Genomic DNA, 21,907 nt, shown 5'->3' on the forward strand with positions numbered 1-21,907 from the left:
CCATGACCCGCTTCGCATTTCGCATGGCTTCGCTCGCGGTGGCCGCCGGCCTCGCCGCGTGCGCGGCGGTCGGCCCCGACTACAAGCAACCCGCCGATGCGCTCGCCAGCCAGCCCGCCGCCGCAAAGCCCTTCGCCGAGGCGCCCGCCGACGCCGCGCCGCTGCCTGCGCACTGGTGGCGCCTGTACCAAGACCCGCTGCTCGACAAGCTCGTGACGCAAGCCCTCGCGCACAACACCGACCTGCGCCAGGCCGTCGCGAACCTCGAACGCGAGCGCGCCATCGAGTCCGAAGTGGCCGGCGCCGAACGTCCCACGCTGGGCGTGAGCGGCGGCCCGTCCTTCGGCCATGTCTCGGGCCTGTCGATGCTGCAGAAGGGCTACGAGCCGCCGAGCCGCTTCAACTACAGCGCGGGCGCATCGCTGTCGTACCAGGTCGACCTGTTCGGCCAGATCCGCCGCAGCATCGAAGCCGCAGGCGCCAGCACCGAAGCCGCCGCGGCCGCGCTCGACCTCGTGCGCGTGAATGTCGCCGCAGGCACCGCGCGCGCCTACGCCGAGGCCTGCTCGACGGGCTTGCGCCTCCAGATCGCGCAGAAATCGATTGCGTTGCAGCAAGACGCGGTGAACGTCACCGACCGCCTGCAACGCGCAGGCCGCGCAGGTGCCATCGACGCCGGCCGCGCACGCGCGCAGCTGCAGCAGCTGAATGCCACCGTGCCTCCACTGAAGGCCGAGCGCCAGGGCGCGCTCTACCGCCTCGCCACGCTGACCGGCGCACTGCCGCAGGACTTTCCGCGCGAAGTGGCCGACTGCACCGTGCCCCCGCGCGTGGCTGGCACGCTGCCCGTGGGCGATGGCGCGGCCCTGCTGCGCCGCCGCCCCGACATCCGCCAGGCCGAACGCAGCCTCGCCGCATCGACCGCGCGCATCGGCGTGGCCACGGCCGATCTCTATCCGAAGGTCACGCTGGGCCTCTCGGCTTCATCGGCCGGCCCGGCCGCCGACTTCGGCCGCAAGGACACGATGAGCTTCAGCATGGGCCCGCTGATCTCCTGGACCATTCCCAACACCGGCATCGCGCAGGCCCGCATCGCCGAGGCCGAAGCCGGCACCCGTGGCGCGCTCGCGAAGTTCGACGGCACCGTGCTCACCGCGCTGCGCGAAACCGAGACCGCGCTCGGCACCTACGCTCGCGAGCTCGACCGCCGCGCCGCGTTGCAGGCTTCGCGCGACGAGAGCGCCAAGGTCGCGGCGCAGGCCCGACAGCTCTACCGGAACGGCCGCACCGCCTACCTCGATGCGCTCGATGCCGAGCGCTCGCTCGCGGCGAGCGACGCGTCCCTGGCGGCCAGCGACGCGCAACTGGCCGACGACCAGGTGGTGCTGTTCATGGCGCTCGGCGGCGGCTGGGAGCCGGATGAAGCCGCGCCCGTCGCCAAGCAATGACGCGGCCGAAGCGGCCTGCGCTCAGCGCGTGAACAGCCAGCCGCCCTTGGGCTGGCGCATCAGCTCGTGGCGGCGGATCGAGTGTTCCTCGCCGTCGTCGCCCACGTAGACCACCTCGAAGCGCAGCAGCTTCGGCGACACCATCTTCCATTTCTGGATGCGCTTGACGGTCACGCAGGCCGTCTTGTCGTGGTACTGCATCTGCGCCATCGGTCCGCCCTGGAAGCCGGTGCCGTCGAACAGCCGGCCCGGTGCCGCAAAGGGGTTGAGCACCGCGCCGTTGCGCTCCGTGATGCAGCCCTCGGTCCGCACGAACGACTCGATGGTCGGCGATGCGCCGCGCACCACCTTGGCCACGGCCGGGCTGGGCGTCTTGCCGCCGATCGCTTCGCGGATGCGCTCCACCTGCTCGCCGGTGATCGGCGCCAGCCCCTCCCTGGACACCACCGCGGGCGGTGCAGGCGCCGCGGCGGGCCCGGGCGCCGGCTGCAGCGATGCGAAGAAACTGCAGCCCGCAAGCAGTGCCAGGGGCACGGTCGAGGCCAATGCGGCGGCCGTGGTTCTGGTTCTTTTGAAGTTCATGGCTCGGTCTCCCTGTCGGCGGCGGGGGCCGCTTGCTGAAAATTACAGGCCGCACGCACGAGGCACGCAGCGCATCGTTCTCTCTCTTTCTTTCTCTCTCTTCCTCGTCGATCAGAAACGTTCGTGCGGCGCCAGGTAGCGCCACTGGCCGGGCTGCAACCCCGCCAGCGGCACGCGGCCGATGCGGATGCGCCGCATCGCGACGATGGTCAGGCCCATCTGGTCGCACAGGTGCGCGATCTGCCCGGGCCGCGCGCCCTTGAGCGCGAAGCGCAGGCCGGTCTGCTTGCCGTCCTCGGCCTGCCGGCCAATGCTCACGCGCGCGGGCGAACGCTCGAAGCGCGCGAGCACCTCGGGGCCCACCGTGCCGGCCACGTCGACCATCACCTCGTGCTCGAGGATGCCCGCGTCTTCCTGCAGCTTGCGTTCGATGCGGAACTCCTGCGTATAGGCCACCAGGCCGCTCGCGCCGGTTTCCAGCGGCGTCATGCAGTGCTGTCCCTTGAGGTGCGCCGGCAGGAACCGCTGGCCGGCGCGCTCGGGCTCGTGGTGGTTCGCGGCCACCAGCAGCTTGAAGGCGTTGTCGGTCGGCATGCCGGCCGGCTTGTACAGCAGCATGGTGACGGGCAGCACCGGCTCGGGCTTGGCGCCGGCCGCGATCTCGACCTGCTGATGCGCCTGCACGCGCGACTGCGGCAGCACGGCGGTCACACCATCGACGCGCACCGCGCCGTTCTCGATCAGCAGTTCGGCCTCGCGCCGCGACACGCCGGCCAGGGCCGCCACGCGCTTGGCCAGGCGGATGCCTTCGTCTTCGGGGGAATTGCTCTTCATCGGGCGCCTGTCTGTTGTTGCTGCTGCTGCTGGATGCGCGCCACATGCGCGGCCAGCGAACGCGCGGCCACCGGCCACATGCGCTCGGGGACGTCGTCGTAGGCGAGCGGCAGCCACTGCTCCGGCGTGCCCCCGGGCAGCTTGTGCATGGCCGCGGCGATCTTGGCTTCACGCTTCAGGCGGTGCGCCTTCAGGTGCGCGATGGCGTTGCGCGCAAAGCCGATCACATAGCCATGGGCTGGCAGGATGAATTCGACCAGGCCCGCGGCGCAGGCCGCATCGAGCGTGTCCAGCGAATCGAGGTAGGCCGTCATGTCGCCGTCGGGCGGATCGATCACCGTGGTGCTGCCGTTCAGGATGTGGTCGCCCGAGAACAGCAGGCCGTCTTCTTCCAGCACTAGGCACAGGTGGTTGGCTGCATGGCCGGGCGTGTGGATCACGCGCAGCGTGTGGCTCATGGGCGCGCCCTCGGCGGTGGTGCCCGAGAGCGACAGGCGCTCGCCGTTTGCCAGCGAGCGCTCGGGTGTGAAGCGGGCCGTGGCGCGCGCCGTCGGTGCCGAGGGCAGGCCGAGGATCGGGGGCCTGTTCGTCTTGCACAGCGCCTGCAGCGGCGCGGCGCCCGGCGAATGGTCGGCATGCGAGTGCGTGCAGACGATCATGCGGATGTCGCCGTGCGTGGCGCGCCAGATGCGCCCGATGTGGTCGAAGTCGTTCGGGCCCGGGTCGATCACCAGGTAGCCCGTGTCCGCATCGCCCACGATGTAGGTGTTGGTGCCCGGGCCGGTCATGGCGCTCGGGTTGGGCGCGGTGAGGCGCTGCACGTTCTTCAAGAGCGCCACCGGTTGCTCGCTTTGCCAGTCGAGCGAATGCACGACCTGCCCGTCGGGACACACCAGCGCGAGTTCGCCATAGGGCGAGTCGCTTTCCATGTAGCGCGCGTCCTCGCCCTTGAGCAGGCCGGCGCGCGGGCAGCTGGTCCACAGCGGAGCCTCTGCGTTGCCGTTGGGCGCGCAGGCCGCGAGCACCGCATCGACCGTTGCGTAGGCCGCCATGCGCTGCAGCGTGCGCACGGTCGGGAAGATCATGAAGAAGCTGCCCGCCGCATGGCGCGCGAGCGCATCGGCGGGGCGCACCCAGCAGGGCTCGAACTGCTCGCTCTCGTCGGCCGTGGGCACCTGGCCTTCGGGCATGCGCGCGACGAGAAAGGGCACGTCGAAGCGCCTGGGCAGGTCGCGGTCGGTGATCCAGTGCGCGAAGGTGAACACCTGGTCCGATGCCAGCACCAGCCCGCGTGCCGCGCATTGGTCGGCGAAGCCGGTGCCGGCGGTGGCGTTGCGGTCCATGGCGGCGATGTCTTCGGCGCTCACCGGACGGCCGTCGGCATGGTGCGCGAGCAGCACGCCCAGTTCTTCGAAAGCCTCGCGGATCGCCGCGATGGCCTGGGTGCGCTGCGTGCGGCTCTGGGTGGGGCGACGGGTGGCGATGCGCTTGGCGGCTTCGTCGGCCGCGTCGATGTGGCCACCCGGGAAGACGTAGGCGCCCGGCGCGAAGCTCGCGGTGGCCGAGCGGCGGGTCATCAGCACCTCGATGCCGGCGGGCGTGTCGCGCAGCAGCAGCACGGTGGCGGCGGCGCGCACGGGCGCGGGCTCGCGTGCAGGGTGAATGAGTTGGGAGAAACGGACCATGGGGGGATTATGGGGAGCGGGTGCGATGCGCGTGTGTTGCCGTGCATAAGCTCATGGTGGAACGGGCATGAGCCACGCGCCACAATTCGCACAATTCGCTTTTGCACCGCCCGCCTCGCAGAAAGACAGTCATGGCCCATTCTCGTTCCTCTCTCTTCTTTTCCCTGTCGCGCCGCTCGCTGCTGTCGGCCGCGGCCGTTCTTTGCGCCGCGGCGTCGCCAGCGGCCTTCGCCCAGCAAGACTGGCCACAGCAGCCCGTCACGCTGATCATGGGCTTTCCTGCCGGCTCGGGTGTGGATGTGGTCGCCCGCACGATCCAGGAGCCACTGTCGAAGCAATTGGGGCGGCCGGTCATCATCGACTACAGGTCGGGCGCCGCCGGCAACATCGCCAGCGAGTACGTGGCGCATTCGAAGCCCGACGGCTACACGCTTTCGTTCGGCACCGCGGCCACGCATGGCAGCAATGCCGCGCTCTACAAGAAGCTGCCCTTCGACGTGGAGGCCGACTTTGTGCCGGTGGCCCCGGTGCTCGATGTGTCGAACGTGCTCACCATCAATTCGAGCGTGATCGACGTGAAGACCTTGAAGGAGTTCGTCGACCTGGTCAAGGCGAACCCCGGCAAGTACAACTATGCGTCTACAGGCAACGGCGCGGGGACGCACATGGCGTTTGCCGAATTCAATTCACGCCTTGGGCTGAACATGGTGCATGTGCCGTACAAGGGCGGCCCCGAAGCCATCACGTCGGTGGTGCGTGGCGAGACCTGCTGCATCATGAATCAGGTGCAGACGGTGCTGCCGCACTACAAGGCGGGCAAGGTGCGCCTGCTGGGGGTGACCACGGCCGCGCCGGTGGCCGCGGTGAAAGAGGTGCCCACCATCGCGTCGAGCGGCGTGCCGGGCACCAAGGGCTTCGACAGCTCGATCTGGTTCGGCATCTTCGCGCCCAAGGGCACGGACCCGCAGATCGTGGACAAGCTCAATGCCGCGGTGAAGGCGGTGCTGGAGCAGCCCGAAATCCGCGAGAAGTTCGAGGCGCAGGGGAACACCATTCGCATCGAGTCGCCTGCGCAGTTCAAGAAGACGGTGCATGAGAACCGGGTGAAATGGGCTGAGGTGGCGAAGGCTGCGAATATCAGCATCGACTGACTGGTGCGGGCTGCGTTCAGGGCGCGTGCGCAGGCCACCGGGTACTTCCCTCCGCGAATGTCCCCCGCCTTCGGCTCCTCCTTGATTTCGCTGCGAGAAGCACCCGGTGCCCTGCGCACCCGGGCACGCTGTGGGTGCGCGGCTGGCACGGGTGCTCTGACTGCCTGAACTACAGCGTCTTCGTCAGCGTGACGATGAAGCGCGCCTTGTTCGGGGAGTAGGTTGTGCGTCCGAAGGTGCCGAAGCCGAAGTCTGCGCCGGGGTTGCTCACCGACGTGTACGCGCTCTTCTTGTTTGCGCCCTGCACCGAGCCGGCCAGCGAGAGGCCGTTGCCCAGGTCGTACGAGGCGCCGACGTTGTAGTCGACGTAGCTCTTGTAGCCAAGGCTGCGGATATCGCTCGACATGTTGGTGTAGCCCACGGCCGTTTTCAGCGTGAGCTTGGGCACGATCTCCTTGCTGTAGGCCAGGTTCAGGTAGCCGGTGTTCGTGCCCTTCAGGCCCGAGCCGGCCTTGTTGCCTGCGTAGCCGAAGTAGTCCTTGGACACGGTGTGCGAGTACTTCAGCGTGAACGAGCCGATGGTCTCGTCGGTGTAGGCGGCGCTGCTGTACAGCTCGGTGGTGTTGCCCGATGAGTTGCCCGGGTAGACGTAGGTGAGGGCGCCCACGTCCATGTCGAAGGGGCCGGCCTTGAATTTGTAGCCGCCGTAGAAGTCGCTCTCCAGGCTGTTGCCCTTGAGCCAGTTGACGCTCGAATTCCAGTTGCCCACATAGAAGCCGCTGTCGCCGAAGGCGTGGTCGAAGCCGCCCTGGATGGCGGGCTTGAAGCCGCTGGTCTTGGCGTAGTCGTTCTTGCCCAGCATGTCCTGGTCTTGCCCGCGGAACTTGTAGTTGCTGGTGAGCGAGACGTTGCCGCTGAGCTGCGCGCTTGCGAGCATCGGAAGGGCGATGAGGGTGGGGAGAAGGAGTGCCGGCAAGGCGATGCGGACAAGGTGTTTCATCGAAAGAAATCGCTAACGGATGGAGGAGCCGGCAGCGTAGGAGCGGGCGTCTAAAAGCCGCGTAAAAAATGAGGCCCCGGCCGCAAAAGTTTCGAACGCAGCCTTAGCCCGTTGGCGTGCCGCGGCGCGCAGGCATCGTCATCGCAACCACGCCAGCCACGATGCACGCGAGCCCGACCCACGCGGTGGGCGAGAGCGTCTCGCCGAGGAACGCCACGCCAATCGCCACGCCGATGGGCACGCGCAGGTAGGCCTGCGCGGCGGTCGACATCGGCCCCAGTGTCTTGATGAGGCGGAAGTAGATGGTGAAGGCGAGGGCTGTCGACAGCACCGCGAGCGCCAGCACCGCCATCACCGACGCGGCCGATGGCGCGAGTGTCCAGGGCCTGTCGATCGCGATGCTCGCGGGCAGCAGCATCGCGGCGCCGCTCAGCAGCGAGCCCGCGGCCGGCACCATCGGGTCCAGCCCCTTGAACACGCGGCCGAGCATCGCGGCGCAGCCGTAGCAGACGGCGGCTGCCACCAGACCGAGCTGCGCGAGCAGCGAATGCCCGAGGCCATCCAGCGCCTCGAAGCCGACGATCAGGCAGATGCCCGCCAGCCCCGCGCCCACGCCGAACAGCCGGCGCAGCGTGGGCTTGTCGGCGCCGCCCATGCAGAGGCCGAGCAGGAAGATGAAGATCGGCGAAGTCGAGTTGAGGATGGTCGCGAGCCCGGCATCCACACTGCGCTCGGCCCACGCGATGAGCGTGAACGGCAGCACGCTGTTCAGGCACGCCTGCAGCGCGAAGCGCCTCCACATCGCGGGCTCGGTCGGCAGCTTCACTCCGCGCATGCGCAGCACTGCGAGCAGCAGCAGGCCGGCGACCAGCGTGCGCGCCGCGATCAGCGTGACGGGCGGCAGCGTCTGCACGCCGATCTTGATGAAGGTGTACGAGGCGCCCCAGCAGGTCGCGAGCACGGCGAGCAGCGCCCATTCGAAGGCGAGGTTGGGGCGGGTCCTGGCGGCGGTATCGAGTGCGGTCGTGTGCATGGTGCGCCGATCATCGCGAGAGGGCGGCATGAACACTTCGGCCTGGAACGAACCGTGTGCGTGATGACCGCCGGCCCGAATCTGGGTAGGCTGTTCATGACAACCGCTCGATGCCTTCCCATATGCCCATGCCCACGCTCCTGATCCGCAATGTTCGCCCCATGGGCGCCTCCCCCGTCGACGTGCTGGTGCGCGATGGCCGCATCGCTGAAATCGGCACCGCGCTTGCCGCGCCCGCCGATGCAACGGTGGAAGAGGGCGGCGGCGCCTTGCTGCTCCCCGGCCTCGTCGAAGGCCACACGCATCTCGACAAGACGATGTGGGGCATGGACTGGTATCGCAACGAAGTTGGCACCAACCTCATCGACAAGATCGAGAACGAGCGCGCCTTCCGCCATGCCAGCGGGCACGACGCAGCGGTGCAATCGCTCGCGCTCGCCAAAGCATTCCTCGCGCTGGGCACCACGCGGCTGCGCACGCATGTCGATGTAGACACCCAGGCCGGCCTGCGCCACCTCGAAGGCACGCTGCGCACGCGCGAGGCGCTGCGCGAGCTGCAGCAGATCCAGGTCGTCGCGTTTCCGCAGTCGGGCCTGTTGAGCCGCTCCGGCACGGCCGAGTTGCTCGACCAATCGCTCGCGCTCGGCGCCGATGTGCTCGGCGGCCTCGACCCCTGCGCCATCGATGGCGACCCGGTGCGCTCGCTCGATGTGCTCTTCGCCATCGCCGACAGGCACCAGCGCCCCATCGACATCCACCTGCACGAGCCGGGGGCCATGGGCGCGTTTTCGCTCGAGCTGATCCTTCAGCGCACCGAGGCGCTTGGGATGCAGGGCAAGGTTGCGATCAGCCACGGCTTTTGCCTCGGCGACGTGGGCGAACGCGAGCGCGAGACGCTGCTCGCGCGCATGGCCAGGCTCGGCGTGGTGCTCATCACCAGCGCGCCGCCCTCGCGCAGCGTGCCGCCGCTCATGGCCTGCCGGCAGGCGGGCGTGACGGTGGTCGGCGGCAATGACGGCATCCGCGACGCATGGACGCCCTACGGCAACCCTGACATGCTGGAGCGCGCGATGCTCATCGGCCTGCGCTACAACCTGCGCCGCGACGACGAGGTCGAAGTGGCGCTGGACACCGTCACCTATTCGGGGGCGCGCGGCTGCGGCTTCGAGGCCTATGGACTGGAGATCGGCGACCGCGCCGACCTGGTGCTGGTCGATGCGCAGACGCTCGCGCATGCAGTGGTGGCGCGCCCTGTGCGCAGGCTGGTGGTAGCGGGCGGCCGGGTGGTGGCGCGCAACGGCTTGCTGCAGCCAGAGGCGGCGGCGTTGTGACCGGCTCTACTGTGGGGCGCAGCCCACAGGCCATGCGCGGCCACGGCTGACACGCTGCCGTCGCCAGCGATGCAACCATCGACTCCGATTTCAATACTTGGAGGAACACCCGATGAACAAGACCCTGATCGCACTCGCCACTTCGCTCACCCTGCTCGCGGCCGGCACGGCCAACGCGCAGATCGGCAAGGCCGCTTCCGAAGCGACCGATGCCGCGCAGCACAAGATCGACGAGAAGCAGGCCGACAGCAAGGCCAAGAAGAGCGGCCCGGTCGGCAAGGCGGTGAACAACGTCAAGTCGGGCTATCACAAGAACCGCTCGAAGAGCTCGGCCAGCAAGGCCAAGCAATCGCTCAAGAACGCGGGCTGATCAAGCGGCGGTCGCCGGCTGCTGGTTCTGGGCCAGCTGCAGCAGCGCCATCCCCGCGCTGACAAATGAACGCACGGGCCCCTTCTTGCCCGTCAGGTGGCCGTTCATGTAGGCCCCGTCGAACAGTAGCCCCAGCTGGTCCGCCAGCTCCACGGGCTTGCGAATGCCCGCCCCCTTCGCCAGCGCGGCGAGGCGGCGGTGCAGTTCGAGCTTGTGCCGCGTGGTGATGGCGCGCGCCGGGTGCGCGGCATCCGGAAACTCGGTCGCCACGTTGAGGAACGGGCAGCCGCGGTACGTCGGCTTGAGGATGTGGTTGGCAATCCATCGGATGTGCACTTCCAGTTCCGCCAACGGGTCGCCCTTCGCCTTCTCCGCCACGCCGTCCCAATCGCTCCAGTACTCCGCGTCTTCGCGCTCCAGGAACGCGACGACCAGATCGTCCTTGGTCGCGAAGTGCCGATAGAGGCTGGTCTTGGCGACACCCGATCGCTCGACCACCAGGTCGACCCCCACGGCCCTCACACCCTCTTGATAGAACAGCGCCGTCGCGGTTTCGAGAATGCGCTCACGCGCGACCGAGGGGCTGCGTTCGGGGGCGGCTGCTTCGGCGGCCACGGCTGTGCGTTTGTTCATGCGCGCAGTTTACCTTGACACGCTACAGATCTGTACTCTAAGCTCCGCGCCGAGGAGTACAGATCTGTAGCGTTGTGCGGCGGGCTGCTCGAAAAAAGAGGGAATCAGAAATGCAATCGAACCCATCCGTCGTCGTCTATGGCGCCTATGGCCACACCGGCGGTTTCGTGGTGTCGGAGCTGCAGAGGCGCGGCTGGACGCCGATCCTGTCCGGCCGCGACGCCGCCAAGCTCGACGCACTCGCAACCGAATACCCCGAGCTCGAAATGCGCCCCGCCTCGGTGGACGATGCCCCCGCGCTCGACCGCGCGCTCCAGGGCGCCGCGGCCGTCATCAACTGCGCGGGCCCTTTCGCCAGCACCTCCGGCCCGGTAATCGAAGCGGCACTGCGCGCGCGCATTCCCTACCTCGACGTTGCCGCCGAAATCGAAGCCAACATCGACACCTTCGCGCTGTATGCCGACCCGGCACGCGAGGCCGGCGTCGTCGTCGTGCATGCGATGGCGTTCTACGGCGGGCTCGGCGACCTGCTCGCGACCGCAGCCATGGGCGACTGGACATCGGCCGATGAAATCTCCATCGCCTACGGCCTCGACAGCTGGCTGCCAACGACCGGCACGCTGGTCGCGGGCCAGGTCTCCAGGCAGCGCCGCGATGGCCGGCGCGTCGTCTTCGGCGATGGGAAGATCTCGTACGTGACGGGCGCTGCACCGGTCGTCGAATGGAACTTCCCCGCGCCCTTGGGCAGGCAGCAGGCCGTCTCGGAGTTCACCATGGCCGACACGGTGACGATCTCGCGCCACATCCAGGTGCCCGAGATCCGCTCGTACATGACGCTCGCCGCTGTCAAGGACCTGACCGATCCGAGCCAGAAGGCGCCGACGGCCAGCGACGCGAGCGGCCGGTCGTCGCAGACCTTCGTGGTCGAGGTGATCGCGCGCCGCGGCGGCGAGGAGCGCAGGGCGGTTGCGAGTGGACGCGACATCTATGCGTTCACCGCACCGCTGGTCGTGGAGGCCCTGGCCCGCGTCGTCGGCGGGCAGGTCAAGACGCCCGGCGTGCTGACCGCCGGCGAGGCCTTCGATGCGCGCGACTTCCTCGCATCGCTCAGCCCCGGGCACCTGTCGTTCGATATTCGATAGAGGCGCTCACTACACTGGCTGCCCGATGAGCCAACGCCTCACCTCCTACTTCTGGAACAGCACCGCGCTGCGCAGCCGCAGCGTGAGCGGCATCGTGCTGTCGGGGACGGTCGATGTGCCCCAGCCGCCCGCGCGGCTCATGGCCGATTGGGAACGCGACATTTCCCAGACCCTGTTCCTCGAACCCGGCGACGTCGAACCCTTGTCGCTGGCGCGCGCCCGCATGCGCTGGCCCGACCACAAACGCTGTGTGCAGGCGATGAGCGAGTGGACGCGGTCGCTCGGCTTGAACGAGGTGCTGGCTTCCAGCGACATCGCCCTGATGGCCTGTCGCGGCGCGCGCTACCACCACGACGGCGAGCAATACGGCAGCGCCGCTTTCTGCAATCTCTTCGTGAGCGAGGACAAGGGGCTGGACGTGCACTTTCCCGGCACCGGCCATCGCATTCCATTGGCCAGGGGCACGGTGCTGATATTCGACACCGCGCAGCCGCATGCGGTGATCCGCCGCGGTGCCAGCGGTTTCGATGCAGAGGACTTCGCGGCCGGGCGCGACTGCAGCCAGCTGTTCCTCACGTGGGAGCTTCCCATCGACAACGCCGATGTGGCGCGCGAATTGCGCATCGAATTCGACATCGACCCCTCGACCGCATCGCAGTTGAATGATGAGCAGGTCTGGCTCGACGGCGCGCGCGCGAGCGTGTGCCCCGAATCCGGCCGCTGGCGCGCGGCCGGCTGAGGCGAAGAAACCTCAGCCTTGCGTGGCGCGCAGCAGCTCCGCCTTCTGCGCCAGTGCCACTGCCTCGACGATCTGCTCGACCGAGAGCGACCCCGTCAACTCGACCTCGCCTGCAAGAACGCTGTCCAGCGCGTCCTTTCCCGCACTGCTCGTGAGCCATGCGAACACCGAAGTGATCGTTCCGCCGCCGAACTTGGCCTGCAGCGCCTTCGATGCCGCGCGGCTCACCTCCGCAAACGCGGCATGGTCCGCCGCGGACGAAGCCGCGCGCACGACGACGCAGAAGGCCTCCAGCTTGTCGGCTTCGGTGCGCAGGCGCCGGGCCTTGCCTGCACTCTGCGCGGCGCGCGCGTGGGGCTTGGCTGCGGACCCATCGTCCGGCTGGTCCGTCGGTGAAGGAGGGGTGAGAGGTTCGGTCGGCATGGATGCATTCGTTTTCAAGGAGCCTTCGATTGTCCCCGCACGGCACCTCGCTCGCTCGCCGATGGCTCGGTGCGATTCACGACGAATTCATCGCAGCATCGCCGCATGTCACGCGCACATCGCGCGCGGCGACAACATTCACGCACTCACCGCGGCCTTGATGCTGCCTTGCTACCAAGCCGGGTTCTGCAGCCTCGTGCGCGAACTCGATGCCGTGCAGGCAAGTGAACTAATGGCTTCGCTCGAGCCGTTTGCAGCGATCGCCGCATGAAGACGACTACCTAAGTGCGTAGTTTTTTGCGTTGCGGCGCCGAGCGATTTCTTGCGCGGCGTTCGGAATTACGCCGATGGATTGAACGGGATTCCACGCGTAGACGATGCACATGCCAGAGGCAGAGACTCCGCTTCCCCAACCCGGGGAATTCAATGATTTGAAAGGAGCTGGTCATGGCAGAGCCTGGAAAAAAATTCACCATCCTCTCGTTCGTCGGAGGTGGCATACGCGGACTGATGTCGGTCACGATCCTGCAGAAACTGTGCGAGAAATTTCCGAACATCGTGGCCGAGACCGACCTGATCGCAGGGTGCTCGACGGGGTCGATCATCACGAGCGAACTCTCATTCGGAAAGACGCCGAAGGACCTCATCGACTTCTTCAAGGGCGGCGAGATCAAGTTCTACGACAAGATGGACACCGACCCGAACAAGCCCGCCTACGACATCGACGAAGTGTTCGGTTCGCAGTACGCGATGTGGAAGGAAACGCGGGTCTCCGAGCTCGATCGCAAGGTGCTCTTCGTGACCTTCAATGCCGGCGGCCTCGCGACCTCGGACGACGGCGTCGTGACGCCCACGCCGTGGGCGCCGGTCATGTACACGAACATGGCGCAGGACATGGGCGACGTGCTCATCGCCAAGGCCGCCACCTCCAGCGGTGCGATGCCGGGGCAGCTGGGCTCCTATGAAGGCAACGTCGACGGCGCCTTCTTCAACCACGATCCGACAGTGGCGGCCATTGCGCTGGCCGTGCAGGCAGGGCACAAGCTGGAGGACATCACGGCCATCACCATCGGCACCGGCCTCATGTACGACTGGATTGCGAGCGACACCCACAAGTGGGGCGCCAACCAGTGGATGGCGGGCGACGGCAACCCGTTCAACAACACGCCGCCCTTCCTCATGAACCAGTCCACGCCCGGGCCGATCCTGGACATGTGCCTGAACGGAACCTCCTGCAACCTCATGCCGACGCTGGCCGGCTTTCTGCTGGGCGACCGCTACGTCAACCTCAACCCGACGCTGCCCTTCTTCATTCCGGAGAACACCACGTATCCCGAGGCCATCCAGCTGCTGCAGGACAAGGGCAGGGCCGCGGACACCTCCAAGGCGGAAGCATTGATCGAGGCCTACTGGTGGAACCATGTCGTCGGCGGTGGCGCCGAGGGCGACAGCCGGCGCAGTGCCGCGCGCGCCTGAGCGCCGATTCACGGCATTCATTCCACGAAACGTACGTATTCCTCTCAAGGAGCAACGATGTCGACCCTTCAAAAAGATGTTTCGCCAGCGACCCCGACCATGGGCCCGCTGGACCTTGGCCCCTATGTCATCCGGCGTCTGGCAGGAAGCCACCTGGTGCTCGATGTGTTCCAGAACAACGCCGCCTCGGGCACCAAGATCATTGGCTATCCGCGCAATTCGCCGGACACCGGCAACCAGCAATGGACCTTCGTTGCCGCCGGCGCGGAGAACCCGGGGTGGTGGTACCTGCAGACGAAGATGAGCACCGGCTTCGTCGTCACGCTCGAGCCGTATACGCCGATCGAGCCGAACCTGCCGCTCGAGCCCAGGCCCCTGTTCATGATGCCGAAGGACCCGCTGCAGCCCGACTTCCAACTCTGGTGCCTCCAGTCCACCGAGAAACTCGGCTACTGGTACATCCAGAGCAAATCCCACTCGAGCAATTCGCAGACGCCCATGGTCATCCAGCTTTCCAGCGACCAGTCTGCAGCGCCAGCGATGGCCGGCCCCATCAGCTTCATCGAGTTCGAGAAACAGGCATGGGGGTTCGTGCCGCTCCTGCCGCTGGGTTGACACGCGAGGAGGGTGGAGCGGGGAGGGTGCCGGCGTGTTCACGCGCGAAGAAAAAAAGCAAGGCTCAGGGCGCGCGCGTGAACACCATCCGGTCCGCCAGCATTTCGCGGCCATGCCGGTTTTAAACTGCGCCCATGCAACGCATCACGCAAGCCCAGCGCATCCTGCAACCCGTCGTGGAACTGCGGGGCGAGGGCGTCACGTTTGCGTATTCCGTTCGCGCACCCCGCTCCAAGGGCGTGATACCGCCGAGCTCCTACAAAGATGGCGGCTTTTCCACGCTCGCCGATTGCCTGCGCGATGTGGCCAAGGCGCTCGGTGGCGACTTCAAGCGCATTTATGTACGCCTCGATGGCCACTGCGTCGGCGAGCGCGACATCGTCGAATTGCACGTGGACCCCGAGCAGGTCGCGGCCGCGCTGAAGGCCGAGTGCGATGCACTGGACGCGCTGCGCAAGCCCGTGGCCGAAGCCACTGCCCGGAAGAAGACCGGAAGCGTCACTGCCGGGTAGTCGGCAGTCGGAGTGTCACAAGGCTCCTGGCCCGAAATGGTTCCTGGGACCGCAACGGCGGTCGCCGGATTGCACGGCGTTGCACGCGCTCTCCGCGGCCGTGTATTGCTGCTGACGCTGCCTGCGTTCCGCTTCGATCTGAGCGGGCGTCACGCCGGGCTCGGTCGGGCAGTTGCCGGCGATCATGTTCAGCGCCGTCCTCGTCATGAACATCACGGTTTCGTTGCTCGCGGTGATCGATGCGTTGGCCGGCACCCTGGTCGCAATGACCGACTGCTTCATGGCCTCGCATGCCTGACTGGAAAGCCGCCCACCCGAGACTGCGGCTCCCGCCGGCATCGAACTGCCGCCGGCTGATGGGTTGGAATTGCCGCCGGACTCTCCAGCCATCTGGCGCGCGGCCGTCGCTGCGAGCGGGTGATCCGGGAACCGGCTGATCAAGGCGCGCTGCACTTCCCGGGCGCGGGCGCGGTCCCCCTGGCTGCTCAGTTCGTCGGCGCGCGCAAAAAGCTGCCCCGCGTTCATCGTCTGCAGGCCGGTGCGGAACTGCTGGTCTGCTCGCGCGGCTTCATCGCGCTTGCCTTGGGCTGCCTCCGCCTCCTCCCGCCTGGACGCGATGTACCTTTGCACCGTGGCCGTGCGCGCACTCGGCGAGAGCGGCATCTTGCACATGAGTTTGTTGGTGGTCGGGTCCAGCTCTCTCCACCAGGAGGGCCCTTCGGGAAACCAGTCGATGCATTCGGTCGCAGCGCCCCAGACGGCGGGCTCTGCAGGCCGCACCAGGCCGCGTTCCGCCGTCGGAGAACCACTGCCCGCGATGGCCTCATCCCTGGCGCAATGTCCCTTGTAGCCAGAGCCGGGAACGTACTTCCACCCTGCCGAGCCCCGGTGCGCCGTGGAGCAGGCAAACCAATGCACGGTGCCGTTGAGGATGTTGCCTTCCTCCTTGCCGGCTTGAAGCGTGCTGAGCCCTCCGCCGGGGCATTTGAAAGCGTCAGAGCTGTCGAAGAAATTCTTCGTCTGCTGGGGGTTCTCGACGCAGAAACCAACGTCGACCGGGTAATCGCACTGATTGAACAGCGTCCGGTTCTTGCCAATGACGCAATGGCTGTCGGTGCCGTCGCTCGACGCATGCGCGTGCATGGCGCCGAACATCAGGATGCTTACCGTCAAGTGACGAGTGATCGACATGCGGGCCTCCGTTGATTTCAAGGGAGTTTGAATCTAGCCGTTCAATTTGTAAACCAAATGCTTCATTTATGGGGTGCGGCCGCTGCGCTCATGGACGCAGTGCAATCGATCAATCCCAGGCCGGCGACAACCCAGCCGGGTCCGTGAGCCGCTCGCCGCGATCAAGCGCCGCCATCTGCGCCATCTCCGCATCTGTCAGCCTCAACTGCCGCGCCTTCAGGTTGCCTTCAAGGTTCGCCCGCTTCGTGGACGACGGAATCACCGCATAGCCCAACTGCATCGCCCAAGCCAGCGTGACCTGCGCGGTCGTCGCGTCGTGAGCCTTGGCAATCGCCTCGATCACCGGGTCGGCAATCACCTTGCCGTAGGCCAGCGTCATGTACGAGGTGATGTGGATGCCCTGGCTCTTCGCGAACTCCGCCACCTTGCGGTTCTGCAGGTACGGGTGCAGCTCGACCTGGTTGGTGGCGATGTTCTCTGCGCCCACGGACGCAATCGCTTCCTTCATCAGCGCGATGTTGAAGTTCGACACGCCGATGCGCTTGGTGAGCCCCAGCGCCTTGGCCTCGGCCAGCGCGCCCATGAACTCGGCGACAGAAACCGCGTTGCCGGGCGAGGGCCAGTGGATCAGCGTCAGGTCGACGTGGTCGGTGCGCAGCTTGGCGAGGCTGTCTTTCAGGCTAGTCACCAGCTTGGCCTTGGCGTAGTTGTCGGTCCAGATCTTGGTGGTGATGAAGAGGCTGTCGCGCGCCACGCCGCTTTCGGCAATCGCCTGGCCCACCTCGGCTTCGTTGCCGTAGATCTGCGCGGTGTCGATGACGCGGTAGCCCACGTCCAAGCCGTTCTTCACCGAGTCGATGACCACCTGGCCCTTCAGGCGGAAGGTGCCGAGGCCGAAGGCGGGGATGGTGTTGTTCGTCGTTGTCATGGTGTTGTCCTTGTGCGTTGAAAAAGAAGAAGAGAAGTCAGCGATCAGTGCCCGACCGGCACCGGCCCCGAAGCGCGCACCGGAATCCCGGCACGGCGGTCCAGCGTGCCGCTCCACTGCGTGAGGGCCAAGGAGACGAGCACCACCAGTGCGCCGATCCATGGCGTGTGCATGAGGCCCAGGTGCGTCACGATCAGGCCGCCGGCCCAGGCTGCGAGGGCAATGCCCAGGTTGAAGGCCGCGATGTTCAGGCCCGAGGCCACGTCCACTGCCTGCGGCGTGAAGCGCTCGGCCTGCTTCACCACATACACCTGCAGCCCCGGCACGTTGCCGAACGCGACCGCGCCCCACATCAGCACCGCCACCAGTGCCAGCCACTTGTGCGGCGCCGCGAAGTTGAAGACCAGCAGCACGGCGGCCAGCAGCGCGAAGATGATCTTGAGCGCCGGAATCGGCCCCAGCCGGTCGGCCAGCTTGCCGCCCCAGATGTTGCCCACCGCCACCGACACACCGTAAACCAGCATCACCCAGCCCACCGCGCCGGCGCTGAAGCCCGACACGTCGGTGAGGATCGGCGCGAGAAAGGTGAACGGAATGAACGAGCCGCCGTAGCCGATCGCCGTCTTGGCATACACCAGCAACAGCCGCGGCTCGGCCAGCACCTTGGCCTGCTGCGCCAGCGAGGCCGGCGCCGTGTGGCGGATGTTGTTGGGAATGAAGATCCAGCTGCCGACGAAGGCGACAACGCCCAGTGCGGACACGGCCAGGAAGGTCTCGCGCCAGCCGAAGTGCTGCCCGATGAACGTGCCCAGCGGCACGCCCGTGACCAGCGCCACCGTGAGCCCGGTGAACATGATCGCGATGGCGCTCGCCGCCTTTTCCTTGGGCACCAGGCCCGTGGCGATGGTCGAGCCGATCGAGAAGAACACCCCGTGCGCCAGCCCCGTGAGGATGCGCGCGGCCACCAGCGATTCATAACTGGGCGCCTGCCACGCCAGCAGGTTGCCGAGCGTGAACAGCGCCATCAGCCCGAGCAGCAGCGCCTTGCGCGGCAGCTTGCCCGTGAGGGCGGTGAGCACCGGCGCGCCGATGGCGACGCCCAGGGCGTAGAGGCTGACCAGCAAGCCGGCCGAGGGCAGGCTGATGGCAAGGTCAGCAGCGACCGTGGGGATGAGGCCAACGATGACGAACTCGGTCGTTCCGATGGCGAAGGCGCTGAGGGTCAGCGCGAGTAGGGCGATTGGCATGAGGCACTCCTGGATGGGTTAGGAGGAGTGTCTTGGGGATACCTTTGCGGATAAATGGGGGTTGGGGCAGAAGATACTTGTGCTGAAGACAAAGATCTCACTTCCCGTCGAACTAGCTATCTGCTCGGCTATCGGGAGCTATGGGGAGCTATGGGGAAATAACGCGGAACCAATCACGCATTGTTTGCCGAACGCGATCGGTTTCTTCCTCGGGAATTTCAGTCATGTGGCAGATGGTGTTGCGCAAGTGAACGATAAGACGCGCGCCTTGAATCAATCCCTTGTCGCGGACCAAGTCGTCAAATCCATCTTTCCACGCGTGATCGATCACGCGTAGGAGTTGCGGAAACGTCATAAGCGCAGATCGATCACGTGAGCCGAGTGCCATCCAACTTTTCACTTCGTCGGTTTCTTCGATTTTGATCACCTCGTCTTGGACATCCTTTGGAACTTTGTCCCACCAAGGGCGGCTCGCATCCTTCGAAAGTACATCAACCACAAAGCCTCTCAGGAAGTTCTCGAATACGAAGATCAACCGATAGGTTTCCGCGGCCATCGTTGCTCTTTTAACGCTAGCAGGGAGCAAGGGGGCAAGGTCGTAAGAAGGCGCGAGCAGCAGGGTGTCTTCGGGAACCAGATTTTCCATTTTGGAAACCGACCGCTCGACCGCTTGTCCGAGCATGAGAAATAACGCGGCCTTGGAATCGATGCTCATGCGAAAGATTTCCGGAGCGCATTAAAGATGTTCAAGTACACCTCCTCAGATCCATTGTTTGGCAAATGCACTTGAATGTTGTAGTGGAACTCAGGGCGCATTGGTTTTGCCAGTCCATTTTTCCAAGATGTGCCCACTTGTTCATCAGAGCTATCTTCCGGTTGATCATCCTCTCGTTTTTTTGATGAAGGCGGCGTGGATCGGTTGGAGAAATCACCTTGTTTAATAAGTGATGACAGGGTTGAAACGATCCGACCGGTCATGTCGTCATCAGTGCCTGCTACTTGCGCAACCAGACCTCTCAATTTCTCCGAAGTCAGAGAGTGCGCATCTTCGTTTGCCGCGAACAATGGGGCATAGGCCGAGCGAATTCCGTCGGCAACTGCGTGTTTAGCGGTATCCCGACTTTTCAGCAGTCGGTAGTTGGCGGTGGGGCTCCCGGATTGATCGAGAAATTTTAAATTTCTGAGCAACGGTATAACTTGTCGATCATTGGAGCCCTTAAGACCAATCGTGTTTGAAGAAAATCTTGGGTAAATTTGTCGGGAACTTTGGCGGAAAGAATCGCCGAAAAAAGCGTTTCGATGTTCTTGTTTGATGCAAGGTAAGGCAGCGAAGTAGCCATATTCAGAATCCGAATAGTTGAAGAAATGCATGGTTACACGGCTGATGATTTGTGTCCACGTTTTTGCGTTAGCCATCCAGTAGACCTACTCTTAAATGCAAGCGAAGCGACCGTGAGGCCTGCGACGCCCCGAGGGCGAAGTTGGCGAATCCCTCTGCAGTTGTCCTAGATATACTGCTTCCCGTCGCGCAAAAAGCGCGGCCGGGTTTGGAAGCCCGTCGAAGTTCTGCGACGAGAGCCGCAGTCACCGCAACATGGTCTGCGGCTTTTCTGTTTGCGCCTCCAGTTTTTGGCGGCTCGAACGGGAAGGCGCGAGCCTTGCCGGTTCTCGTCAGAGCTTCCCGGTCTTCCAACCCGTTCGAGCTGCCGCCATCGTTTGGAAGCGGGTGCGGCGGTTGTTGCAAAACCGAAGTTCTGGGAGGCCGCACATGGCTGAATCCGCATCCACCCCCGCGCAATCGCGCGCCGGTTCCACATCCCTCACCCTCGACGACCTCGCAATCCAAACCTGCGACGACGCCGACAGCCTCACCGAGGTCCTGCGCGCCTACACCGCGTTCGAAAAGCTCATCGAACCCGGCGCCACCGACGACAGCGAGGCGCTCGCTCCCACCCGCAGCGAATTGGGCGCCTTGCTTAGCTTGATCAACGAAGCGCTCGTGGCGCGCATCGACGCCGTCAATGCAGCCGCTGGCGACATGCGCCGGGCGCTGCAAGGCGGCTGCGTCGGCGGCAACAGCCTCGTGCCTTCGGCGACGTAAGTAAGCGCCGGGCCGCCGGTTGGCCCGGCGGCTTTTTTTTCTCTCTCTCTCTCTTTCGTCAGGACTGCACCTCGTGTTCGACGCCTGCGGATGAGCATGCGAGGCGTCAAGCGGGAGCAAGGGTACCGGCAACGGCAAGAAATTCACGAGTTCGCATCAGCGCTCCAGGCCGTCCGAAAGGCCGGGATTGCAGCCCGGCAGTTTTGAAGTCTTCAAATCGGGATAGAGCTGGATGGCGGCGAAGTCATTGACCTGCGCATCGCCGTCCCTTTTCTCCCGGTAGGCATGTGCAAATTTCTGGACGTCGAGGCGTGCGGGGAACAGGTTCTTCAGCGCGCGAGCCACGTTGTTGGCGCGCGTTCGTGCGAGTTGCGCCGCCTCTCTCGCCGTTCTCTCCGGTGGCTCGGCGGTAGCGCCTGCTTCGACACCTGCGCTGTTGTACGTCGCAAACATCGCATCTGCGTTGGCAATCCAGTCGGCCAGGCGGCCGATTTGCGCACGGTCCAGCGCGGCGGAGCCGTCCGCGAATGTCAACGTGATCTGAATGATTCGCTGGCATGCCGAGGCATGGGCACACGCTGCAACCATCGCCGCTGCCAGCAGCCACTTAGCTCGCATGGAACACCTCATCTTGGAACTCCCGGTTGTGGTCCGGGAGTTCTAGAGGGATGCGGCCGATGACACTGTGGCCCAGTGTGAATCGGCTGGAAATTCGTCACGCCGGGCGCCGGTTTCGGCTTTCTGCGGCGGCCTGTTGCGGAAAGTCCCCGGCGTCCACGGCCGAAAAATATTTCGCATCCCCTGCATCCAAACGTGCATCCGGCGGGTAGTACCTATCAGCAGCGAGGAGCTGCTGACCTTCTACAACTCAGGAGTAATTCCATGTCCATGCACACCTCCCGCTCGATCGCCGTTCTCGGCGCCATCTCTGCAGCCGCCGCCGTGCTCACCGCCTGCGGCTCGATGTCGATGGCCCCCACGTTCAACCAGTCCAGCCTGCCGCCCACCATCCAGGTGCCCGCCGGCAACAAAGTCGCCATGGAAACCGTCGGCGTGGGCGACATCACTTACGAATGCCGCGACAAGGCCAACACCCCCGGCGCGACCGAGTGGGTGTTCGTCGGCCCCGACGCGAAGCTGAACGACCGCAGCGGCAAGCAGGTCGGCAAGTACTACGGCCCGCCGGCCACCTGGGAGTCGATGGACGGCTCCAAGCTCACCGCCACGCAACTGGCGGTCGCGCCCTCGGGCCCGACCAGCCTGCCGTTCCAGCTCGTGAAGGCCAACCCGGCCACGGGCTCGGGCGCGATGACGGGCGTGACCTACATCCAGCGCGTCGCCCTGCAAGGCGGCGTGGCACCGGCGGCCGTGCCCTGCACGCCCGCCACCAAGGGCCAGAAGCAGATCGTGAAGTACCAGGCCGACTACATCTTCTACAAGGCGTCCTGATGATCCGGGGGTGAAAC

The 21,907-nt window shown here is 65.7% G+C and carries 25 protein-coding genes; 12 read left to right on the top strand and 13 right to left on the bottom strand.

Annotation, left to right across the window (positions count from 1 at the left end):
- Positions 1 to 2: 2 nt before the first annotated feature.
- Positions 3 to 1,448 (top strand): TolC family protein, encoded by a 1,446-nt coding sequence (locus M2282_RS13985; protein ID WP_280809374.1) that lies wholly within the window; start codon positions 3 to 5, stop codon positions 1,446 to 1,448.
- Between the two features lie 21 nt (positions 1,449 to 1,469).
- On the opposite strand, the gene M2282_RS13990 is transcribed toward M2282_RS13985, so the two are convergent.
- From M2282_RS13990 to M2282_RS14000, 3 genes are all read right to left on the bottom strand, one after another.
- Positions 1,470 to 2,030 carry a hypothetical protein gene (locus M2282_RS13990; protein ID WP_280809375.1) on the bottom strand — a complete coding sequence of 187 codons (561 nt, stop codon included), beginning with the start codon at positions 2,028 to 2,030 and terminating at the stop codon, positions 1,470 to 1,472.
- A gap of 111 nt (positions 2,031 to 2,141) precedes the next feature.
- Positions 2,142 to 2,864, bottom strand: a complete 723-nt coding sequence (locus tag M2282_RS13995) for an RNA pseudouridine synthase (RefSeq protein ID WP_280809376.1) — start codon at positions 2,862 to 2,864, stop codon at positions 2,142 to 2,144.
- Positions 2,861 to 4,549: an MBL fold metallo-hydrolase gene (locus M2282_RS14000; RefSeq protein WP_280809377.1), complete on the bottom strand. Its 1,689-nt coding sequence runs from the start codon at positions 4,547 to 4,549 to the stop codon at positions 2,861 to 2,863. The genes M2282_RS13995 and M2282_RS14000 overlap by 4 nt, the downstream gene beginning before the upstream one ends.
- 131 nt (positions 4,550 to 4,680) lie before the next feature.
- Between M2282_RS14000 and M2282_RS14005 the strand changes: the two genes are divergently transcribed.
- On the top strand, positions 4,681 to 5,700 hold the full coding sequence (locus M2282_RS14005) for a Bug family tripartite tricarboxylate transporter substrate binding protein (protein WP_280809378.1): 1,020 nt from the start codon (positions 4,681 to 4,683) through the stop codon (positions 5,698 to 5,700).
- A gap of 169 nt (positions 5,701 to 5,869) precedes the next feature.
- Here the strand turns inward: M2282_RS14005 and M2282_RS14010 are convergent, their stop codons facing one another.
- Positions 5,870 to 6,700, bottom strand: a complete 831-nt coding sequence (locus M2282_RS14010; RefSeq protein WP_280809379.1) for a TorF family putative porin — start codon at positions 6,698 to 6,700, stop codon at positions 5,870 to 5,872.
- 103 nt (positions 6,701 to 6,803) lie between these two features.
- Positions 6,804 to 7,733 (bottom strand): DMT family transporter, encoded by a 930-nt coding sequence (locus M2282_RS14015; protein WP_280809380.1) that lies wholly within the window; start codon positions 7,731 to 7,733, stop codon positions 6,804 to 6,806.
- A gap of 128 nt (positions 7,734 to 7,861) precedes the next feature.
- Here M2282_RS14015 and M2282_RS14020 point away from each other — a divergent pair, with 128 nt between their 5' ends.
- Both M2282_RS14020 and M2282_RS14025 read left to right on the top strand, forming a co-directional pair.
- Positions 7,862 to 9,064 (top strand): amidohydrolase family protein, encoded by a 1,203-nt coding sequence (locus M2282_RS14020; RefSeq protein WP_280809381.1) that lies wholly within the window; start codon positions 7,862 to 7,864, stop codon positions 9,062 to 9,064.
- Between the two features lie 112 nt (positions 9,065 to 9,176).
- Complete coding sequence (locus tag M2282_RS14025) at positions 9,177 to 9,434, top strand: hypothetical protein (protein WP_280809382.1); 258 nt, start codon at positions 9,177 to 9,179, stop codon at positions 9,432 to 9,434.
- On the opposite strand, the gene M2282_RS14030 is transcribed toward M2282_RS14025, so the two are convergent.
- Positions 9,435 to 10,067, bottom strand: a complete 633-nt coding sequence (locus tag M2282_RS14030) for a TetR/AcrR family transcriptional regulator (protein ID WP_280809383.1) — start codon at positions 10,065 to 10,067, stop codon at positions 9,435 to 9,437. It lies immediately after the preceding gene.
- Between the two features lie 110 nt (positions 10,068 to 10,177).
- On the opposite strand from M2282_RS14030, the gene M2282_RS14035 reads away from it, so the two are divergent.
- Both M2282_RS14035 and M2282_RS14040 read left to right on the top strand, forming a co-directional pair.
- On the top strand, positions 10,178 to 11,209 hold the full coding sequence (locus M2282_RS14035) for a saccharopine dehydrogenase family protein (RefSeq protein ID WP_280809384.1): 1,032 nt from the start codon (positions 10,178 to 10,180) through the stop codon (positions 11,207 to 11,209).
- Between the two features lie 25 nt (positions 11,210 to 11,234).
- A complete protein-coding gene (locus tag M2282_RS14040) occupies positions 11,235 to 11,948 on the top strand; it encodes a hypothetical protein (protein WP_280809385.1) in 714 nt (237 codons plus the stop codon).
- Between the two features lie 12 nt (positions 11,949 to 11,960).
- Here M2282_RS14040 and M2282_RS14045 read toward each other — a convergent pair whose 3' ends face one another.
- Positions 11,961 to 12,371, bottom strand: a complete 411-nt coding sequence (locus M2282_RS14045; protein WP_280809387.1) for a hypothetical protein — start codon at positions 12,369 to 12,371, stop codon at positions 11,961 to 11,963.
- On the opposite strand from M2282_RS14045, the gene M2282_RS14050 reads away from it, so the two are divergent.
- The 4 genes from M2282_RS14050 (at position 12,370) to M2282_RS14065 (ending at position 14,974) form a co-directional block, all read left to right on the top strand.
- The gene (locus tag M2282_RS14050) at positions 12,370 to 12,642 is read left to right on the top strand and encodes a hypothetical protein (RefSeq protein ID WP_280809388.1); all 273 of its coding nucleotides are present in this window, start codon (positions 12,370 to 12,372) and stop codon (positions 12,640 to 12,642) included. The two genes, M2282_RS14045 and M2282_RS14050, sit on opposite strands and share 2 nt — an antisense overlap.
- Before the next feature lie 176 nt (positions 12,643 to 12,818).
- Positions 12,819 to 13,847, top strand: coding sequence for a patatin-like phospholipase family protein (locus M2282_RS14055; protein ID WP_280809389.1), 1,029 nt, complete (start codon positions 12,819 to 12,821; stop codon positions 13,845 to 13,847).
- A gap of 57 nt (positions 13,848 to 13,904) precedes the next feature.
- Positions 13,905 to 14,462 carry an RICIN domain-containing protein gene (locus tag M2282_RS14060; protein ID WP_280809390.1) on the top strand — a complete coding sequence of 186 codons (558 nt, stop codon included), beginning with the start codon at positions 13,905 to 13,907 and terminating at the stop codon, positions 14,460 to 14,462.
- Positions 14,463 to 14,596: 134 nt separating this feature from the next.
- Positions 14,597 to 14,974 carry a hypothetical protein gene (locus M2282_RS14065; RefSeq protein ID WP_280809391.1) on the top strand — a complete coding sequence of 126 codons (378 nt, stop codon included), beginning with the start codon at positions 14,597 to 14,599 and terminating at the stop codon, positions 14,972 to 14,974.
- Between the two features lie 15 nt (positions 14,975 to 14,989).
- Here the strand turns inward: M2282_RS14065 and M2282_RS14070 are convergent, their stop codons facing one another.
- From M2282_RS14070 to M2282_RS14090, 5 genes are all read right to left on the bottom strand, one after another.
- On the bottom strand, positions 14,990 to 16,165 hold the full coding sequence (locus M2282_RS14070; protein WP_280809392.1) for a tetratricopeptide repeat protein: 1,176 nt from the start codon (positions 16,163 to 16,165) through the stop codon (positions 14,990 to 14,992).
- A gap of 109 nt (positions 16,166 to 16,274) precedes the next feature.
- Positions 16,275 to 17,093 (bottom strand): 2,5-didehydrogluconate reductase DkgB, encoded by an 819-nt coding sequence (gene dkgB / locus M2282_RS14075; protein WP_280809393.1) that lies wholly within the window; start codon positions 17,091 to 17,093, stop codon positions 16,275 to 16,277.
- Positions 17,094 to 17,137: 44 nt separating this feature from the next.
- The gene (locus M2282_RS14080) at positions 17,138 to 18,340 is read right to left on the bottom strand and encodes an MFS transporter (protein ID WP_280809394.1); all 1,203 of its coding nucleotides are present in this window, start codon (positions 18,338 to 18,340) and stop codon (positions 17,138 to 17,140) included.
- A gap of 148 nt (positions 18,341 to 18,488) precedes the next feature.
- Entirely contained in the window at positions 18,489 to 19,055 is a 567-nt protein-coding gene (locus M2282_RS14085) for a Swt1 family HEPN domain-containing protein (protein ID WP_280809395.1), read from the bottom strand.
- Entirely contained in the window at positions 19,052 to 19,756 is a 705-nt protein-coding gene (locus tag M2282_RS14090) for a DUF5343 domain-containing protein (RefSeq protein ID WP_280809396.1), read from the bottom strand. The genes M2282_RS14085 and M2282_RS14090 overlap by 4 nt, the downstream gene beginning before the upstream one ends.
- Positions 19,757 to 20,108: 352 nt before the next feature.
- On the opposite strand from M2282_RS14090, the gene M2282_RS14095 reads away from it, so the two are divergent.
- Positions 20,109 to 20,441 carry a hypothetical protein gene (locus M2282_RS14095; RefSeq protein ID WP_280809397.1) on the top strand — a complete coding sequence of 111 codons (333 nt, stop codon included), beginning with the start codon at positions 20,109 to 20,111 and terminating at the stop codon, positions 20,439 to 20,441.
- Positions 20,442 to 20,597: 156 nt separating this feature from the next.
- Here M2282_RS14095 and M2282_RS14100 read toward each other — a convergent pair whose 3' ends face one another.
- On the bottom strand, positions 20,598 to 21,059 hold the full coding sequence (locus M2282_RS14100) for a hypothetical protein (protein ID WP_280809398.1): 462 nt from the start codon (positions 21,057 to 21,059) through the stop codon (positions 20,598 to 20,600).
- A gap of 270 nt (positions 21,060 to 21,329) precedes the next feature.
- On the opposite strand from M2282_RS14100, the gene M2282_RS14105 reads away from it, so the two are divergent.
- Positions 21,330 to 21,890 (top strand): DUF3455 domain-containing protein, encoded by a 561-nt coding sequence (locus M2282_RS14105; protein WP_280809609.1) that lies wholly within the window; start codon positions 21,330 to 21,332, stop codon positions 21,888 to 21,890.
- The last annotated feature ends 17 nt before the right edge of the window (positions 21,891 to 21,907 follow it).

This window comes from Variovorax boronicumulans (assembly GCF_029892485.1).
Taxonomy (GTDB): Bacteria; Pseudomonadota; Gammaproteobacteria; order Burkholderiales; family Burkholderiaceae_C; genus Variovorax; species Variovorax boronicumulans_B.

Excerpts from the sequence above, each read along its gene's own strand:
- M2282_RS13985 (WP_280809374.1), top strand. The coding sequence starts at position 3 with ATGACCCGCTTCGCATTTCGCATGGCTTCGCTCGCGGTGGCCGCCGGC.
- M2282_RS13990 (WP_280809375.1), bottom strand. The coding sequence starts at position 2,030 with ATGAACTTCAAAAGAACCAGAACCACGGCCGCCGCATTGGCCTCGACC.
- M2282_RS13995 (WP_280809376.1), bottom strand. The coding sequence starts at position 2,864 with ATGAAGAGCAATTCCCCCGAAGACGAAGGCATCCGCCTGGCCAAGCGC.
- M2282_RS14000 (WP_280809377.1), bottom strand. The coding sequence starts at position 4,549 with ATGGTCCGTTTCTCCCAACTCATTCACCCTGCACGCGAGCCCGCGCCC.
- M2282_RS14005 (WP_280809378.1), top strand. The coding sequence starts at position 4,681 with ATGGCCCATTCTCGTTCCTCTCTCTTCTTTTCCCTGTCGCGCCGCTCG.
- M2282_RS14010 (WP_280809379.1), bottom strand. The coding sequence starts at position 6,700 with ATGAAACACCTTGTCCGCATCGCCTTGCCGGCACTCCTTCTCCCCACC.
- M2282_RS14015 (WP_280809380.1), bottom strand. The coding sequence starts at position 7,733 with ATGCACACGACCGCACTCGATACCGCCGCCAGGACCCGCCCCAACCTC.
- M2282_RS14020 (WP_280809381.1), top strand. The coding sequence starts at position 7,862 with ATGCCCACGCTCCTGATCCGCAATGTTCGCCCCATGGGCGCCTCCCCC.
- M2282_RS14025 (WP_280809382.1), top strand. The coding sequence starts at position 9,177 with ATGAACAAGACCCTGATCGCACTCGCCACTTCGCTCACCCTGCTCGCG.
- M2282_RS14030 (WP_280809383.1), bottom strand. The coding sequence starts at position 10,067 with ATGAACAAACGCACAGCCGTGGCCGCCGAAGCAGCCGCCCCCGAACGC.
- M2282_RS14035 (WP_280809384.1), top strand. The coding sequence starts at position 10,178 with ATGCAATCGAACCCATCCGTCGTCGTCTATGGCGCCTATGGCCACACC.
- M2282_RS14040 (WP_280809385.1), top strand. The coding sequence starts at position 11,235 with ATGAGCCAACGCCTCACCTCCTACTTCTGGAACAGCACCGCGCTGCGC.
- M2282_RS14050 (WP_280809388.1), top strand. The coding sequence starts at position 12,370 with ATGGATGCATTCGTTTTCAAGGAGCCTTCGATTGTCCCCGCACGGCAC.
- M2282_RS14045 (WP_280809387.1), bottom strand. The coding sequence starts at position 12,371 with ATGCCGACCGAACCTCTCACCCCTCCTTCACCGACGGACCAGCCGGAC.
- M2282_RS14055 (WP_280809389.1), top strand. The coding sequence starts at position 12,819 with ATGGCAGAGCCTGGAAAAAAATTCACCATCCTCTCGTTCGTCGGAGGT.
- M2282_RS14060 (WP_280809390.1), top strand. The coding sequence starts at position 13,905 with ATGTCGACCCTTCAAAAAGATGTTTCGCCAGCGACCCCGACCATGGGC.
- M2282_RS14065 (WP_280809391.1), top strand. The coding sequence starts at position 14,597 with ATGCAACGCATCACGCAAGCCCAGCGCATCCTGCAACCCGTCGTGGAA.
- M2282_RS14070 (WP_280809392.1), bottom strand. The coding sequence starts at position 16,165 with ATGTCGATCACTCGTCACTTGACGGTAAGCATCCTGATGTTCGGCGCC.
- dkgB (WP_280809393.1), bottom strand. The coding sequence starts at position 17,093 with ATGACAACGACGAACAACACCATCCCCGCCTTCGGCCTCGGCACCTTC.
- M2282_RS14080 (WP_280809394.1), bottom strand. The coding sequence starts at position 18,340 with ATGCCAATCGCCCTACTCGCGCTGACCCTCAGCGCCTTCGCCATCGGA.
- M2282_RS14085 (WP_280809395.1), bottom strand. The coding sequence starts at position 19,055 with ATGAGCATCGATTCCAAGGCCGCGTTATTTCTCATGCTCGGACAAGCG.
- M2282_RS14090 (WP_280809396.1), bottom strand. The coding sequence starts at position 19,756 with ATGGCTAACGCAAAAACGTGGACACAAATCATCAGCCGTGTAACCATG.
- M2282_RS14095 (WP_280809397.1), top strand. The coding sequence starts at position 20,109 with ATGGCTGAATCCGCATCCACCCCCGCGCAATCGCGCGCCGGTTCCACA.
- M2282_RS14100 (WP_280809398.1), bottom strand. The coding sequence starts at position 21,059 with ATGCGAGCTAAGTGGCTGCTGGCAGCGGCGATGGTTGCAGCGTGTGCC.
- M2282_RS14105 (WP_280809609.1), top strand. The coding sequence starts at position 21,330 with ATGCACACCTCCCGCTCGATCGCCGTTCTCGGCGCCATCTCTGCAGCC.